General features: G+C 48.5%; 12 protein-coding genes and 1 other annotated feature. All 12 genes read right to left on the bottom strand.

Annotation, left to right across the window (positions count from 1 at the left end):
• Nucleotides 1–97 precede the first annotated feature (97 nt).
• Nucleotides 98–1,327 carry an SPOR domain-containing protein gene (locus MHI14_RS06400; protein WP_341130029.1) on the bottom strand — a complete coding sequence of 410 codons (1,230 nt, stop codon included), beginning with the start codon at nt 1,325–1,327 and terminating at the stop codon, nt 98–100.
• Between the two features lie 117 nt (nt 1,328–1,444).
• Entirely contained in the window at nt 1,445–2,764 is a 1,320-nt protein-coding gene (gene murC / locus MHI14_RS06395) for a UDP-N-acetylmuramate--L-alanine ligase (RefSeq protein WP_062837803.1), read from the bottom strand.
• Between the two features lie 56 nt (nt 2,765–2,820).
• Nucleotides 2,821–4,197, bottom strand: coding sequence for a bifunctional folylpolyglutamate synthase/dihydrofolate synthase (locus MHI14_RS06390; protein ID WP_341130028.1), 1,377 nt, complete (start codon nt 4,195–4,197; stop codon nt 2,821–2,823).
• Between the two features lie 78 nt (nt 4,198–4,275).
• Nucleotides 4,276–6,942, bottom strand: a complete 2,667-nt coding sequence (locus MHI14_RS06385) for a valine--tRNA ligase (protein ID WP_091037565.1) — start codon at nt 6,940–6,942, stop codon at nt 4,276–4,278.
• A gap of 61 nt (nt 6,943–7,003) precedes the next feature.
• Nucleotides 7,004–7,285: a binding site (T-box leader), on the bottom strand.
• A 155-nt stretch (nt 7,286–7,440) separates the two neighbouring features.
• Entirely contained in the window at nt 7,441–9,027 is a 1,587-nt protein-coding gene (locus MHI14_RS06380; RefSeq protein WP_091037568.1) for a LysM peptidoglycan-binding domain-containing protein, read from the bottom strand.
• A 367-nt stretch (nt 9,028–9,394) separates the two neighbouring features.
• Nucleotides 9,395–10,300 carry an RluA family pseudouridine synthase gene (locus MHI14_RS06375; protein ID WP_133387120.1) on the bottom strand — a complete coding sequence of 302 codons (906 nt, stop codon included), beginning with the start codon at nt 10,298–10,300 and terminating at the stop codon, nt 9,395–9,397.
• Complete coding sequence (hemL, locus tag MHI14_RS06370; protein WP_249912913.1) at nt 10,297–11,601, bottom strand: glutamate-1-semialdehyde 2,1-aminomutase; 1,305 nt, start codon at nt 11,599–11,601, stop codon at nt 10,297–10,299. Before hemL ends, MHI14_RS06375 begins: the two co-directional genes overlap by 4 nt.
• A 26-nt stretch (nt 11,602–11,627) precedes the next feature.
• Entirely contained in the window at nt 11,628–12,629 is a 1,002-nt protein-coding gene (gene hemB / locus MHI14_RS06365) for a porphobilinogen synthase (RefSeq protein WP_091037572.1), read from the bottom strand.
• Nucleotides 12,630–12,731: 102 nt separating this feature from the next.
• Nucleotides 12,732–14,294: a uroporphyrinogen-III C-methyltransferase gene (cobA, locus tag MHI14_RS06360; RefSeq protein WP_341130027.1), complete on the bottom strand. Its 1,563-nt coding sequence runs from the start codon at nt 14,292–14,294 to the stop codon at nt 12,732–12,734.
• Nucleotides 14,295–14,298: 4 nt separating this feature from the next.
• Entirely contained in the window at nt 14,299–15,255 is a 957-nt protein-coding gene (gene hemC / locus MHI14_RS06355; RefSeq protein ID WP_091037577.1) for a hydroxymethylbilane synthase, read from the bottom strand.
• 2 nt (nt 15,256–15,257) lie between these two features.
• Nucleotides 15,258–15,908, bottom strand: a complete 651-nt coding sequence (locus MHI14_RS06350) for a precorrin-2 dehydrogenase/sirohydrochlorin ferrochelatase family protein (protein ID WP_133387118.1) — start codon at nt 15,906–15,908, stop codon at nt 15,258–15,260.
• A 5-nt stretch (nt 15,909–15,913) separates the two neighbouring features.
• Nucleotides 15,914–16,741 carry a cytochrome c biogenesis protein CcsA gene (gene ccsA / locus MHI14_RS06345; protein ID WP_445670329.1) on the bottom strand — a complete coding sequence of 276 codons (828 nt, stop codon included), beginning with the start codon at nt 16,739–16,741 and terminating at the stop codon, nt 15,914–15,916.
• Between the last annotated feature and the right edge of the window lie 3 nt (nt 16,742–16,744).

The following is a 16,744-nucleotide window of genomic DNA, read 5'->3' as shown; positions in this document are numbered from 1 at the left end:
TTTTGTACGTCAATACAAACACAAATCCGGCAAGGGGAACTATTTCCAGTTCCTTGCCGGATGGGTATTTCCAAGCGTTGTTATGGGAAAGAGCATGTTACTGCTTTATCGCTTCGAGCCATTTTTTCTGCTGCAGTACATATTCCATCAGATCGGACTGCACGGACCACATGTGCACATCATCCGGGTTTTTGTTGTACTCCGCGATAGCCGTAATTGCGCTGTTCATTGATTTCTCCATTCCACCAACAATAGGTTGTACCTCCGCAGTCAGACCGGGTGAGAGACTATTCAAACCGGTTAACCATGACTGGTGCTTATTCTGAATCGCGGTCATCGTTTCTGTAGAGACTGCTGTCGGTGCGGATTGTCCCAACTGCTGAATGGACAAGGTAGATAATTGTTCGACCAGTGCAGAACTGTTTGTGAAGAACAACTGCACATCCTCTTGTTTGCCGCCGAATATAGCCGGATTAATCTCAGGGTTCACAATCTCCTTGACATACAGTTCGACTCCCTGAGCTTTTAGCCTGGAGCTAAGTAGCTTGGCCTCTTCACGATCTGCCGAAATGCCTGCATATACTCGATTGCCATCTTCAGGATCAGAACCTGCGGCTATACCTGCCTGAGCCAGCTCAAGCTTGGCCTGCTCCGCTCGTTCAGGAGAACTGAACACGCCGTATTGAAGTGCATAATACGTGCTGCCAGTCGCCGCTGCCTGAAGCTGTTGCTCTGTACCTGAAGCCCCCTCTTGACCCGTCACAGTGGAAACTGCCTGATTGACGGGCAGAAGATCGCCTTGCTTGACGGCTCCTTCTTTATTAAAAAATGAGAGAATAACCATGCCAAAAAGTGCTCCGGTAACAAGTGCCCCAGTCACAGAACCGATCATCTTCCATCCCCTTGGAGGGCGATTGCGTTTATAGGAATAGTTCTCCGAATCTGCAAGCCAGTCATGGCCTTGATCATCATGTGTATTGAACAGATCACGACGCTCTTCCTCCGGATTATCGGTGTGATTAACATAACCGTAACCGGAACGGTTCCCAAAATAATGAGGCTCATCCAAGTTTAAGTTCGAATCACGGCTTACCCGCTCGTCAGGTTCAGGTACAGTAGAGCTTGTCAGCACTGTCTCTCCCCAGTCTCCGGGGATATCCTCAGGCGTCCATGATGGAGTTGTATCCATCTGCTTAGGCGTTAGCGGTGGATTATGCGGTAATTCTTCATTTAACGTCACCAATGGACTGGACGCGGATATCCTCTTGTTTTCAGGCTTGTCCGACTCATGATCCCCGAAGCGAAACGTCATTCTAGCATTGCTCACCCGTACCCTCTCCTTTGTCCCATTTATATCAGCTATATGCAGAGAAGGCAGAATACATTCCATATAACGCAAAAAAACGCCTGCTTCGTATCGAAGACAGGCGATTTCTCAATTGATTTATTTCAAACCTTTGGCAAGTGTATCGCCGACTTTCCAAATATCACCTGCACCCATCGTAATCACAAGGTCTCCTGGCTGCAGACGATGCTGCAAATCAGCTACAACTTCTTCTTTCGTAGGGAGGTAACGTGCAGAAGCATTACTGTTTTGAACGATTAGTTCAACCAGTCGGGCTGAGGTTACCCCTTCGATCTGTTTTTCGCCCGCAGGAGAATAGATATCCGTAATAAGCACCTCATCCGCTTCCGCAAAAGCACGACTGAACGCATCCAGCAGGAAGAACGTACGCGTATAACGCTGTGGCTGGAATACCGCAATAATGCGTTTGCCTGTTGCTTTGGCTGCACTAATGGTAGCTTCAATCTCAGTTGGGTGATGAGCATAATCATCGATGATCAGCATATCACGTGCCTCACCCAATACCTGGAATCTGCGTTTGGCTCCGTGGAACTGGATGATAGCTGCGACAATTTTCTCAAATGGAATACCAGCTTCCAGACAGGTAATCACAGTAGCCATCGCATTATAAACATTATGCTTACCCGGCACTGATAATTCCACCGTACCCATAGCAGCACCCTGATGATTCATCGTAAAGGAGATACGGCGATCGCCCAGTACAATATCGGTTGCCGTATAATCCGCAGCACGATCAATACCATAGGTTGTAATCCGTGACTTGAGTTCTGGCAGAATCGCTTGAACATTCTCGTCATCAGAACACACAATCGCTGTTCCTTCCGGACGAATCTGGCTCAGGAACTGCACATAAGCCTTTTTGAGCTCCTCAAAATCACTGTTGTAATTCTCCAGATGATCTGCCTCAATATTCGTTACAATACCGAGCCATGGATGGTATTGCAAAAATGAGCCATCACTCTCGTCCGCCTCAGCGACTACCCAGTCGCCCTGGCCTGCCTTGGCGTTGGTGCCCACATTCATGATTTCTCCGCCAATAATATATGTCGGATCTGTATCACATTTATCCATAACAAGTGCAATCATGGATGAGGTGGTTGTTTTACCGTGAGCTCCAGCTACAGCCACACCTTTACGTTCGTTCAACAAACGTGCAAGCATCTGGGAACGATGCAGAATCGGAATGTTCAGCTCTGCAGCTGCTACCCGTTCCACATTATCAGCAGGTGCTGCCGTAGAGTAAACAACCAGGTCTGCTCCAGTGACGTGCTCTGCCGTGTGTCCGATATATATTTTCGCTCCCTTGGCTGCCAACTTCTCGGTCAACTCCTGCGAAGCGACATCCGATCCGGTAACGGTATATCCCATTTCCAACATAACTCTTGCGATGGCACTCATGCCATATCCGCCAATCCCTATAAAATGAACGTGTTCCGATGTATTTAACAAAACTTTCACCAACCTTTTTCAGAATCGGTTTGATGCAAAAGGGCTGCCCGCACATCCGCAATCAGGTACAGAGTGCCGGAGACCACCCCCAGATCTTCCGCTTCCGTCCGTGACTTCAATAGATCAAGTGCCTTTGCCCATTCGGGCTCGACGATGATTTCCAGTTCCTGCTTCGCAATGGCGGGACGTACCCGTTCGACAATCTGCAGCAATTCGGCTGCATCCATTTTGCGTCGGAAATCTGGCTCGGTCAGGATCAGCGTATCCACTAGTGGCAGTATATGCTGCAAATACGCTTCGTGATGCTTATTTGCCAACATACCCATCATCAAAATTAACTTGTTGTGCGGATAGACATCCATAATGCTCTTGGCCAGTGACTCTGCCCCTTCCGGATTATGTGCTCCATCGAGCACAATTCGAGGTTCATCGACGACTTTTTCGAATCTCCCTGCCCAGAAAGCATTCTCCAGTCCAAGTGCAATATCGTTGTCATCCAGCATAAATGCCATGTATTGTCTAAGCAATTCAAGCACCATAAGTGCGGCCGCTGCATTGTCACATTGATGTGAGCCCTGCATGCGTATGCGAACGTCCAGATCACGAAACGGGCCTGTAAAATGAAAAGATTGTCCGTTCTCATTGCTGTCCAGTCTATGATAAGAGAATTGATCTCCAGCCAAATACACGCTTGATTGAAGCTGCTGTGCTTTCTCCTGAATCACCTTCACAGCTTCGGGTTGAGTCGCGCAAGTCACAACGGGTACTCCCGGCTTGATTATACCTGCCTTTTCTCCAGCAATCTGCTCAATCGTATCTCCAAGAACATCCGTATGATCCAAACCAATGTTGGTGATGACGGACACAACAGGTGAGACAATATTCGTTACGTCCATCCTTCCCCCTAGCCCCGTCTCCCATACCACAACGTCAGGGTAACACTCCTCTGCATAGTACAGAAGCGCGAGAGCTGTGGACACCTCAAACATCGTGGGTGATCCCAGCGGAGTGGAGGCCATTTCCATGACCAGTGGATGTAATCGATTCGAGAGTTTAAGCAGGATTTCTTCAGGAATATCCTCACCGTTGTATTGAAAACGGTTGGTAAACTTGGTGATATATGGCGACGTAAAGGTACCCACATCATATCCAGCCTGAAGAAGCACTGACGTCAAAAAAGCGCAAGTCGAACCTTTGCCGTTCGTTCCCGCGACATGAATAAATTTGAGACGTTGGTGTGGATTGCCTAACATGGACATCAGACTCTCGATTCGTTCCAATCCAGGTCGGATGCCAAAAGGAATAAGGCCATTGATCCAGTCCACGGCCTCGTTATACGTAAGTAAAGGAGCTGCTGCATCTGTCCCGTCTAATTCCGTCATCTGATTCACCTTCGGTCCCGAGTTTGAGTGAAAAAAGCGGCCGGATGGCATAATCGCTCTCCATCCGACCCAAATATATTAACCTTTAAGTTCCTTGATTCGTGCAATCACTTTATCCCGTTTATCGGAATAATCTGCTTGCTTGGCGCGCTCTTCCTCAATAACTTTGGCAGGAGCTTTGGCAACAAAGCCTTCGTTCGCCAGTTTTTTCTCTACACGGAGAACTTCGCCCTCAAGGTTCTCCAACTCTTTCTCCAAACGAGCCACTTCCTGCTCGATATCAATGAGACCTGCGAGCGGCAAGTATAGTTCTGCCCCCGTAATGATCGCAGTCATTGCCTTATCCGGTGAGTTTAAATCCAGCCCACTATCGAACTCAGACGTATTACAGAAACGTTTGATGTAGTGACTGTTACGCGCAATGATGCTGGACGTCTCAGCACTATTTGCTTTGACCATCAACTCGATCTTTTTGCTCATCGGCACGTTCACTTCTGCACGAATGTTTCGAACTGCACGAATGGTATCCATGAGCAGGTTCATCTCGGCAACAGCCTCTGGGTTCTCAAGAGCAGGATCATATACCGGCCATGCTGCCAACGTAATGGTCTCACCTTCATGCGGCAGATGCTGCCAGATCTCTTCGGAGATGTATGGCATAAACGGATGAATCAGGCGCATCGTCTGATCCAGAACATAAGCAAGCACGGATTGTGTTTTCTTCTTGGCAACCGGATCTTCCCCATAGAAGGACAGCTTAGCAAACTCAATGTACCAGTCACACAGGTCATCCCAGATAAAGTTATACAACACACGACCCGTTTCCCCAAATTCATACGCTTCGATTAGACGCGTAATATCGCGGGAAGTTTCGTTCAGACGGTGCAAAATCCAATAATCCGCTGTACCAAGCTCTCCGCTAATGTCACGTTCCTCATAAGTGAATCCTTCCAGATTCATCAATGCAAAGCGCGAAGCATTCCAGATCTTGTTGGCGAAATTACGAGCCTGTTCCACCCGTTCCCAACGGAAACGGAGATCCTGACCTGGCGTGCTGCTGGTTGAGATCATGTAACGCATTGCATCTGCGCCGTATTTCTCAATCACATCCAGCGGATCTACACCGTTGCCCAGTGATTTGGACATTTTGCGTCCATCTGCATCACGAACAAGACCATGCATCAGCACATCCTTGAACGGAATCTCATCGGTGAATTCCAATGCAGTGAAAATCATACGTGCAACCCAGAAATATATGATGTCATACCCTGTCACAAGTACACTTGTCGGATAATAACGTTTCAGGTCTTCCGTATCTTCCGGCCAGCCTAGTGTGGAGAATGGCCATAAGCCGGAGCTAAACCAAGTATCGAGTACGTCTTCGTCCTGTCTGAGCTTGCGTCCAGCATACTCTGGCAGCGTTGTTGGATCTTCAGCAGATACGATGATTTCACCCGTTTCTTCATCATACCAAGCAGGAATACGATGTCCCCACCACAGTTGACGGGAAATACACCAGTCACGAACGTTTTCGATCCAGTTCAGATAGGTTTTCTCAAAACGATCTGGAACAAAATTAACTCCTTCACCGCTCTGTTGTTTCTTAATCGCTCTCTCTGCAAGTGGCTTCATCTCAACGAACCACTGTGTAGACAGATACGGCTCAACAACAGCTCCGGTACGCTCACTGTGTCCAACCTGATGCGTGTGATCCTCGATATTGATCAATACGCCCTGCTCTTTCAAGTCAGCAACAATCTGCTTGCGGCAGTCACTGCGATCCAGTCCCTGATATTTGCCAGCCTCAGCATTCATTGTGCCGCTCTCATCCATTACCGTAATTTGAGGCAGATCATGACGAAGACCTACTTCAAAGTCATTTGGATCATGCGCAGGCGTGATTTTAACTGCACCACTTCCAAACTCTTTATCCACATAATCATCAGCGATAATTGGAATTTCTCGTCCAATGATAGGCAGTACAAGTACTTTACCAATCATATCTGCATAGCGCTCATCCTTCGGATGAACAGCAACCGCTGTATCACCCAGCATCGTTTCAGGACGTGTTGTTGCCACTGTAACGTAGCCACTTCCGTCTTTGAGCGGGTAACGCAGATGGTACAAGTGACCCTGAACCTCTTTATATTCAACTTCAATGTCGGACAGAGCTGTCCGGTTCACCGGATCCCAGTTAATGATGCGTTTGCCTCGGTAAATAAGGCCTTTTTCATACAGTTGAACAAATACTTTGCGAACCGCTTGGGACAGACCTTCATCCAGCGTAAAACGTTCACGTGAGTAATCAAGCGACAATCCCATTTTGCCCCATTGTTGACGAATGGTAGTGGCATATTGATCTTTCCAGTCCCATACCTTTTCCAAAAACTTCTCGCGTCCCAGATCATAACGAGTCAGACCTTCTTCACGCAGCTTCTGCTCCACTTTGGTTTGGGTAGCAATACCTGCATGGTCGGAACCCGGAAGCCACAGTGCGTCGTAACCTTGCATCCGTTTGGTACGGATCAGAATATCCTGCAGTGTAAAATCGAGCGCATGCCCAATGTGCAGCATCCCGGTTACATTCGGGGGTGGAATTACAATCGTATACGGCTCGGCATCCTTACGTTGACCGGCTTTGAAATATCCGCGCTCCATCCAGGTGGAGTACCATTTGTCCTCTGCCGCCTTAGGATCATAAGTGGTCGGCATTTCTGTTGCAGCTGATTTTTTTTCCTCAGACATGTGTCATTCCTCCGTTACTTCATCATCTTCGCCAAAAAAAACAAAAAAAACCTTTCATCCATCAAAGGACGAAAGGTTAGCTTTCGCGGTACCACCTTTGTTTCACGCCTACAGCAAGATAGACTTCACCCTCTGTACATGACGTGACACTTCAAGCAGATAACGGCTGCTACCGGCCCATCCTACCTCAGAAATAAATGACGATAGATCTCATTCATCTCTTGTATTCAAACAGGCAACTCCCGGGCGACTTCGATCAGTTGGTTCCTGCGGAATCTCACAGCGCTGCAATTCCACTCTCTGAAAGGTCATACTGTCTACTACTCCCGTTCCACGTTGTTCTTCAAAAAACCTACACACATCATACCTTGCTCGTGCGCGATAGTCAACCTGACAACAGCGGATAAAGAGCGCTGGAATGCAGGTTTAGGGCGAATTATGCAAAAACCCGCAATCCTCAAGGGGATCACGGGTTGTAACGAAGGCTTTAACTACGGATTAAGGGATGTACAATATCTGACCTTCTTCCACAACTTGTTCAGATAATCGGTTATACAACTGAAGTTCCCTCGTGCTCAATTGATATCGATCTGCAATGGCATCCAGTGTGTCTTCTCGCTGAACGATGCACAGTTTCACCTTGCGGAATGGGGTCTGGTCGACAATCGTTCCCAGGAACAGGTTCTTCCATTCCACATCATCAGCTGGATATGTTTCTTCCTGTACCACACCCGCAGGAACCTCATCGCCTCGCTCCACTTCAGCATCGCGTGCCGCTCTGCCCGAGGATAACAAGGAAGAGATACCTACGCCCTCTTCTTGCCGTGGTGCGGATTCTTTTTTGCTGCCAAAAGCAACCTTCAGCTCCGGCTTGTCTTCCGTCTCAGCCACAGGTTCAGGAACAAATGCTTCGTTCTGTACGAACTCGTCTACCCCAGTCGCTTCAAAAGACGGTCGGTCTTCCTCAGCGTTGCCTGGTGGTTCAGACGAAGCAAATACACCTTGCCAGTTCTCCGCCTGTGATTCGCTCGGGACATCGGCAACTGCCTGATTCTCCTGCTGAGGTACAGATCTCGCTGATTCGAAGTGCCATACCTCTGGTGCGTCCGGTACATCCGGTGCTGCCAACTCATTAGATGATTGAGCAGTAGGCTCTGTGACTGCTTGATCTGCACTTCTCGAGTTCGCAGGCAATGCATCCACGGAAGGCTCGGACCAACCCGAAGACTCATCTTCCAGAGGCAGCAATGGTTCCGACTCAGGGTAAGAAGCTAACCGATCTGCGGTCTCAGCCATAAATGACGAGATCGGAGAAGGTTCGCTGTATTGCTCATGAGATGCCAATTCATCCCCATTCTCTGTCAGAGAGGCGGGATCTTCGTTTACATCAGGTTGTCTGTTTTCGTTAGCGTACTCCGCACTTTGCTCCTCAGATTGAATTGGCTCGGCCGATGACGAATCCGCATATTCTTGCTGCCATTCTTCGCTATTCCTTAATGTCTCTTCCCTTGTAGACAGGTCAGCGAATTCCGGGGCACCATATGCAAGTTCTGCTGCATTCGCAAGTCTCTCTTCCTCACTCCGCTGGAGCAGGTACTCTTGTGCAAATGTGTTGGGGTCGCTGCCTGTCTGTGCTGCTTCATCGGAACGGTTGGATTGCTGAGCATCAGGTGAATGAACAACTGTAAACTCATCTGCTGACCACACTTGTGGCTCTTCAACAGGAAACCCCTCGATGCCTCGCAGCGACAATACGCCTGTAATGTTCAGACTGCGATTGGATAACAGATCCACGTCAAAATTTTCGATCTCGATGGAAATATCCTCAATCGATCTGACCCGGTTCAGCGGCACTGTGATCTCCACGGGAATAAAATGTTTGAGCTCCTCTGAAGCCTCATTTTCTCCTCTGTACGCACCTGTAAGTAAAAGATGTCCTCTTAACGTGGCATGATCATCCTGCCCTATGACTTGAATGCGCGGGTAAAGTTCAATCTCCTCCAATTCCTCAATCGCAGGGACTCCCTCAGACAAATGAACGCGCTCATAAATATCGAACCGTAAACCATAAGGTTGATTCAACAAAGGTGGCGTCCTCCTTTCGGCATATGTTCACCATGATCCTTCTCATGGGACTGATCCATGGTCCAAATCCTTCGTTACCCCATCTATATGCCTTGAATGAGATGAGCATGCCACCTTTTGAAAAACCTTGTTATATATGTTCAACTCATGGTTATTTACACTGTCACTCCAATGACAGAACAACCCTCTGATCGCTGTTATCCCCAGATTTTTTTCATTCCTTTTTATAAAAGGGAAAATCCGGGGATAGCTTATGCTTCCGAAGCAGCTTTCTTTCAGAAAGCTTTTAGGCGAACGCTTTGCTTCTTCTGGTTGTTTCTGTCCTTTCCGTTTTCTTGTAAATAGTTAGTCGAACTTAAATAGTGTATTAGTAAGCCACCTCACGCTCTGCCAATTGTGTGAAATCAGATGGCCAAGGGGCATCCACTTCAATCATAGCTCCAGTTAGCGGGTGGCTAAACTTCAGCACCTCTCCATGAAGCGCCTGCCGACCAATGGCATCCGCTCTACCTCCATACAAGGCATCACCAATGAGCGGGTGTCCCGCGTAGCTCAGGTGTACACGAATTTGGTGTGTACGTCCTGTATCCAGCTTTAATCGTACAAGGGTTGCTCGTTCCCACACTTCGACGATCTCCACATGGGTAACAGCTTCCTGTCCACCTTCCGAGACACGCCTGCGCTGTTTGTGATGTCTGTCCTTGCCAATGGGAGCATCAATTTTGTGGAGTTCAAGGGGGATTTGTCCACCTGCAATGGCTACATAATGGCGGCCAATCTCTTTGCGACGCATCGCTTCATCCAGTTTGGCGAGGGCAAAAGCATTTTTGGCATATAGGACAGGTCCCGTTGTATCCTCATCCAGTCGATGAACATGGCGTACACTCGCCTGTATTCCGTTCATTTCATAATAGGAGGCAACCACATGATCCAGCGTGATGGCCTGATCGGTACGGCTTCCATCTGGATGTAGTTTCATGCCTGCCGGTTTGTGCATAACCAGACAGAAATCATCCTCATACAATACATCCACATCAGCCCAGCGTGGCTCGACATCGATTGGCTGGGACGCAAAAAGGGCCAGCCGAAGCCGGTCCCCTGCAAGTTGTATTCCTCGGTTAGTTTTCAGCTGACGAAGCAGTTTCTCCGGAAACTGAAGCTCAGACAATAGCCATTGCTCTGCAGCCATCGGTTTGTCTGAACTGCCTGTTACAGCTTTCCCTGGCATCAGCTCAAGCCATTCCCCGCGGCGTTTCCAACTTTTGATGGTCATAACGATTGAAGAGCTTTACGATTCGCCTCAATCGTATCGTCAATATCCTGCTCCGTATGCACACCAGAGACAAACATGCCTTCGTATTGCGAAGGAGCAACACTCACACCTTGATCAATCATGGCCGCAAAATAACGACGGAATTGATCCAGATTGCTTTCTTTGGCAATATCATAATTAGTTACGGGAACGGCACTGAAGAATGGACAAACCATGGAACCCACACGGTTGATGGTTATCGCAACACCCGTCTCAGCTGCATTTTTCTCGAATCCGGCTTGCAGACGTGCAGACAATGTCTCCAGACGGTCATAGACCTCTGGTGTTAACAATTTGAGCGTCGTATATCCTGCGGCCATAGCCAGCGGGTTCCCACTAAGTGTACCCGCCTGATAGATCGGTCCTGTTGGAGCAATCTGTTCCATCAGATCGCGACGGCCACCATAAGCACCAACCGGGAGTCCGCCACCGATCACTTTACCCAGACAAGTCAGGTCAGGTGTAACCCCATACCGTCCCTGAGCACAGTTCAACCCTACGCGGAAACCGGTCATGACTTCGTCAAAAATAAGCAGGCTGCCATATTGGGTCGTCAAACTGCGCAGGCCTTCAAGGAAACCGGAAGCCGGAGGTACAACCCCCATGTTACCTGCCACAGGTTCCACAATAACAGCGGCCAGTTCTTCACCATAACGTTCAAAAGCAAGCTTAACGGATTGCAGATCGTTGTAAGGTACCGTAATTGTATTCACAGCTACACCTTCAGGTACACCTGGACTATCCGGTAGACCCAGTGTTGCAACACCTGAACCCGCCTTGATCAGCAAGCTGTCGGCATGTCCATGATATGATCCTTCAAACTTCAGAATTTTACTGCGTCCGGTTACTCCGCGTGCCAGTCGAATGGCACTCATCGTTGCTTCCGTACCGGAATTAACCATCCGCACGATATCGATAGAAGGTACACGCTCACAGACGAGTTTTGCCATCTCGGTCTCCAGCAAGGTAGGCGCACCAAAACTTGTTCCTTTGAGGGCTGTCTCACGCAAAGCTTCTACAACGTCAGGGTGTGCATGTCCCATAATGAGTGGGCCCCACGATCCCACATAGTCAATAAAAACATTGCCATCAATATCGTAGATTTTGGACCCTTCGCCGCGTTCTGCATAGATCGGAGTAAGTCCCACCGATTTGAATGCGCGTACAGGGCTGTTCACACCCCCGGGTATGTACTGCTTCGCTTCCTCAAACGCGCTGCGTGAGCGCTCATCATTTCGACGATTACCTTGTTGTGCAGTCATGAATATCCTCCTTAATGTAATTTATTTTATTTCTCAGCCAACCAGCGTGAAGCGTCTTTTCCGTAGTAGGTAATGATCATATCTGCACCTGCGCGTTTCATGCTGAGCAGGATTTCCATGGCGACTTTTTTCTCATCGATCCAGCCTTGAATCGCCGCCGCCTTCACCATGGCATACTCGCCACTTACATTATAGGCAACAAGCGGAAGATCAAATTGATCCTTGATGGTGCGCATAACATCCAGATAGGAAAGGGATGGTTTTACCATCAACATGTCCGCTCCTTCGAGCACATCCGTCTCTGCTTCACGCAAGGCTTCACGCGCGTTCGCCGGGTCCATCTGATACGACTTGCGGTCTCCGAATTGTGGCGTGGAATCTGCCGCCTCGCGGAACGGGCCATAGAATGCAGATGCATATTTAACAGAGTAAGACATAATCGGAATGTGACTGAATCCATTCTCATCCAGCCCGGCACGGATCGCTTGTACAAATCCATCCATCATGTTGGATGGTGCAATAATGTCCGCTCCTGCTTTGGCTTGTGACACTGCAGTTTGCACGAGCAGATCCAATGATTCGTCATTTAATACATCTCCGCAGATATGACCGTCAATCTCCACGGTGTGTACCATACCGCAGTGACCGTGATCCGTGAATTCACACAGACAAGTATCCGCAACAACCAGCAGTTCTGGATACCAGGATTTGATCAATCTCGTCGCTTCCTGCACGATGCCATCTTCAGCGAAGCCAGATGAACCCACACTGTCCTTGGTCTCCGGAATACCGAACAATAACACGGCTGGAATTCCCAGCTCGGCAATTTCCGTTACTTCCTCCTGAAGACGATCCAGCGAAAAGCGGAATACGCCAGGCATGGATTTAATTTCAGATTTTACATTTTCTCCATACGTAACATAGATTGGTTGAATAAAATCATCCACGGTCAGATGGGTCTCTCTGACCATATTGCGAATACCTGCGGATTGACGTAAACGGCGATGCCGTACAATTGGAAAACTCATACGAGTAAAACCTCCCTGAAAGTTAAATAGAGCAAAAAGGGAAGCGCGCTGGTATCCTATCGAATTCAGCACGCTTCATATGTTGACATGATTACATGTGTATTAATTTCGAAGAGCGCCTTCTTTGGTGCCTGTCCGTTTCCAGTCGCATAGCACTGTGATCAAGCTATCCATCGTTGCTTCCTCTGCCATCAGTGTAACCTTTAGTCCAGCGGCTTCTGCCGTCTTCGCTGTAACAGGTCCGATACACGCAACCTCCACATCTTTCAATAAAGGCAGTGGATCTTGCAACCCCATACGTTTCAACATACTCATGAAGTTGGTAACTGTGGACGAACTTGTAAAGGTCACCGCATGAATACCACCTTCTTCAAGCAGCTTGAGCAGTTCATCATCATTCTCACCAGCGAGGATCGTATCGTAGGTGATGGCTTCGGTGACCTGAAGTCCTCGTTCTCTCAACTGATCACGTAACCATGTACGTGCAAGATCACCGTGCGGAAGCAATACTCTCTGACCTTCCTTCAATTCGCTTTCAAAAGCCTCAAGCATACCTTCGGCCTGGAAAGGACCTTTGACAACCTCTGCAACGATGCCATGTTTGCGCAAAGCATCTGCTGTGGAAGGTCCTACGGCAGCAATTCTCGCTTGATGAATCGAGCGAATATCCTTGCCTTCCTGTTCCAGATGGCGGAAGAAAAACTCCACGCCGTTCACACTTGTGAAAAACACCCAGTCATAGGTATTTAAAGCACTGAAGGCGTCTTTGACACTTTGCTTGGCAGATTCACTGGACGGCATGACCGTCTCAATAACCGGAAACTCATACGGTTCCCCGCCGAGTTCCTCAATGCGATTCACCAGTTCACTCGCCTGACTGCGAGCACGGGTTACCAGAATTCGTTTGCCAAACAGCGGCAGCGCTTCTGCCCATTTCAATTGTTCCCTTTGATTGACGACATCCCCCACCACAATAACAGCTGGTGGTTGGAAATTGGCTGCGATCACTTTCGCTTCTATATCCTCAAGGGTACCTGTAAGGGTATCCTGTTCCGCTCGTGTTCCCCAACGAATCAGAGCGACCGGTGTTTGCGCTGGACGACCATGACGAATCAATTGTTCGCTGATATATCCAATTTTGGCAACCCCCATCATAAATACCAGTGTACCCGTTGCATTCGTCACTTTATCCCAATGGATACTGCGATCAAGCTTGTCCGGACTCTCGTGCCCCGTAATAATAGAGATGGAAGATGCATAGTCACGGTGAGTCACAGGAATTCCGGCATACGCAGGTACACTTATTGCAGCGGTTACCCCAGGCACAATCTCAAACGGAATCCCGTTTTTGTACAGCAAACCTGCCTCTTCGCCCACGCGTCCAAAGATCGTTGGATCCCCACCCTTAAGCCGAACCACAACCTTGCCTTCAAGAGCAAGATCAACCAACAGTTGATTGATCTCTTCCTGTTTCATCGTATGCCGATCCGGGCGCTTGCCCACGTAAATCTTGACTGCGCCGGGTTTCATTTGTTTCAACAATCTCGGACTTGCCAAACGATCATAGACTACAGCATCGGCTTTACCGATGGATTCCCACCCTTTTACCGTAATCAGCTTTGCATCCCCAGGACCTGCTCCTACCAAAAAGACCTTTCCCACCATGTCTTCATCCCCTAACTTCTGCCAGTATCTGCTCTGCTCCCCGTTCAATCAATCTCCAAGCCACTTCTTCACCCAGACGAACCGGGTCTTTGCCGATCAGAGCTTCCTTAAGAATCAGTCCACCATCCGGCGTGCCGACCATACCTGTTAATTGTAACGTGTTTTCACCATTCAGGGAATCCGCATCTTCCTGAGGCAGCCATACCGCATGAGCACCAATTGGAACCTGACAGCCCCCATTCAATACACTGAGAAAACGGCGTTCCGCCTGTACAGGAAATGCTGTCTCCGGATCGTTATACAGCTGCAGCAAGTGCAATAGTTCCTCATCGTCTTCACGACATTCGATACCAAGCGCGCCTTGACCCACTGCCGGAAGGCAAGCTGTTTCCGTCAGGTATTCTGTGATCCGGTCTTCCCAGCCCATACGGTACAATCCTGCAGCTGCCAGAATAATCGCATCGAATCCTTCGGTCTCCAGCTTCCGCAGACGGGAATCAATATTGCCGCGAATCGATTCCAATTGCAAATCTGGACGGTAGGCCTTTAATTGACTCGACCGGCGCAGACTGCTTGTTCCGACTCTAGCTCCTTCTGGCAGTTGATCCAGAGTAAGTCCACCATTGGAGATCAGCGCATCCCGTGGATCTGCACGACGGGGAATAGCACCATTGATTAATCCTTCGGGTAACTCGGAGGGCATATCCTTCATGCTATGCACAGCCATATCAATCGTACGATCAAGCATCGCCTGTTCAATCTCTTTGACAAACAAACCTTTGCCTCCGACTTTTGACAACGTTACATCCAGAATGAGATCTCCCTTGGTAACAATCTTATGTACTTCAAAGTCAAAAGCTAATCCTTCCCGCTCACAAATATCACGTAAATCCTGAATGACATGGCCTGTCTGGGTTAGCGCAAGCGCGCTCTGTCTACTTCCAACTTTAATTGTACGCATATCTACACTTCCTCCTGATTACGGGATATCCAGTCCCCGATTTCTTCTTCGGTCCACCACCGAAAATGGCCTGTACGAATATCTTCTAATATGTGCATTTCAGTTAATTGCCGAAGCAACGCACTTCTGAGACTTGAAGATGATACGCGTGACTTCACCTCGGTCCTCATCTGGTGCAAAAACTCAAGGTACGTCTCATACTCATCACCGAACTGTCGTTCGAGTGTGGCACGTATCTCCGCAGCTGCTGCCGGTCCCGCTCCTGCTGTGGATATCGCTATGCTTAATCTCCCGCGCCTTACCACGCTTGGTGTAATAAAGCTGCTGTGCTCCGAACACATTGCGTCATTCACCAATACGCCCGCAGCCTCAGCATCCCGAACCACAGTTGAATTGACCTCTGAATGGTCAGTCGCTGCATATACGAGAAAGGCCCCCCGCAAATCTCCATTGCGGTAGGACCGGTCTATCCATTGAATTCGGGATTCATGATGCAGTTGTTGTAATACGGGAGTAAGCTCCGGACTAATGACCGTAATCTGTGCCTCAGCATGCAGCAATCCCTTAATTTTACGTTCGGCAACACGTCCACCACCAACCACGCAGCACTTCTTGCCTGAAGTATTCACAAATATCGGCGTGTAACGGTCCATCCCCTTCACTCTCCCGTCCAACGATGAAACGCTGAATACGCATTGGATAAAAAACTTATAATGACAAATCCATACCCGATCAGTGTCCATCTTGCCATGATAATTGTAGAGAACTGTTTCCTTCTCTTGGATACGAAGTAACCCAGATAGATGGCTATAGCAAGACCTGTCGAAATAACTTTGAGATCCAAGAGTAGAATCCAGCGTCTTTCCGCCACAATGGATAATACGGCAAGCATCACAGAAACACCAAGGAGCGGTGTTCCTATCAACGTAGCACCATCCATATACTTACCGATCACTTCCAGGCTTGGCAGCCGTCGCATCGTATCATTCCACTTTTTTTTCTTCAACTTACGGTGCAAGAACAGATATAACAAGGCAAATACCGTAGCAACGGTTAACGCCGCAAAACCAAGATTCGCCAAGGTAATATGCATAATGAGTAATCCATGTACCGTTTGCCAGTTATGCAGTGATATCTCTCCGGCCGTAAACCATAGTCGGTTTAATACCGTAACGGAAAAACCTACAACATTCAGCAACAAAATCACAAATTCGGAACGCTGAATGCGAGTCATGACAAGAGACATCAGCACAATACTGAATGAAAATATAAACAAAAAATCAAAGGTGGTGTAGATGGGGAAATGGCCTTCAGTCCACATGCGCAATATGACATGCGTCACCTGCAGTCCCCAAACAACGACAAGAAACCCTGTGCCTGTCCGCTTCGCCCCCGCATTGCGTCGAATGCAGTCCGAGAAATAGAACAGTAGGCTCAGGGCATACATATAGATTAGAGCTTCATAGACTTGTTCAGCAAGGGTCAAGCT

The sequence above is a fragment of the Paenibacillus sp. FSL K6-2393 genome (assembly GCF_038002545.1).
In the GTDB taxonomy this organism is placed as follows: Bacteria; Bacillota; Bacilli; order Paenibacillales; family Paenibacillaceae; genus Paenibacillus.
Note: the sequence above shows the minus strand (reverse complement) of the source record. Positions and strands in the feature narration are given on the sequence as shown.

Bases quoted from the DNA above. Each gene is read 5' to 3' on its own strand.
- MHI14_RS06390 (WP_341130028.1), bottom strand. From the start codon at position 4,197: ATGACGGAATTAGACGGGACAGATGCAGCAGCTCCTTTACTTACGTAT.
- MHI14_RS06375 (WP_133387120.1), bottom strand. From the start codon at position 10,300: ATGACCATCAAAAGTTGGAAACGCCGCGGGGAATGGCTTGAGCTGATG.
- hemL (WP_249912913.1), bottom strand. From the start codon at position 11,601: ATGACTGCACAACAAGGTAATCGTCGAAATGATGAGCGCTCACGCAGC.
- murC (WP_062837803.1), bottom strand. From the start codon at position 2,764: ATGAGTGCCATCGCAAGAGTTATGTTGGAAATGGGATATACCGTTACC.
- hemB (WP_091037572.1), bottom strand. From the start codon at position 12,629: ATGAGTTTTCCAATTGTACGGCATCGCCGTTTACGTCAATCCGCAGGT.
- MHI14_RS06350 (WP_133387118.1), bottom strand. From the start codon at position 15,908: ATGGACCGTTACACGCCGATATTTGTGAATACTTCAGGCAAGAAGTGC.
- cobA (WP_341130027.1), bottom strand. From the start codon at position 14,294: ATGGTGGGAAAGGTCTTTTTGGTAGGAGCAGGTCCTGGGGATGCAAAG.
- MHI14_RS06385 (WP_091037565.1), bottom strand. From the start codon at position 6,942: ATGTCTGAGGAAAAAAAATCAGCTGCAACAGAAATGCCGACCACTTAT.
- hemC (WP_091037577.1), bottom strand. From the start codon at position 15,255: ATGCGTACAATTAAAGTTGGAAGTAGACAGAGCGCGCTTGCGCTAACC.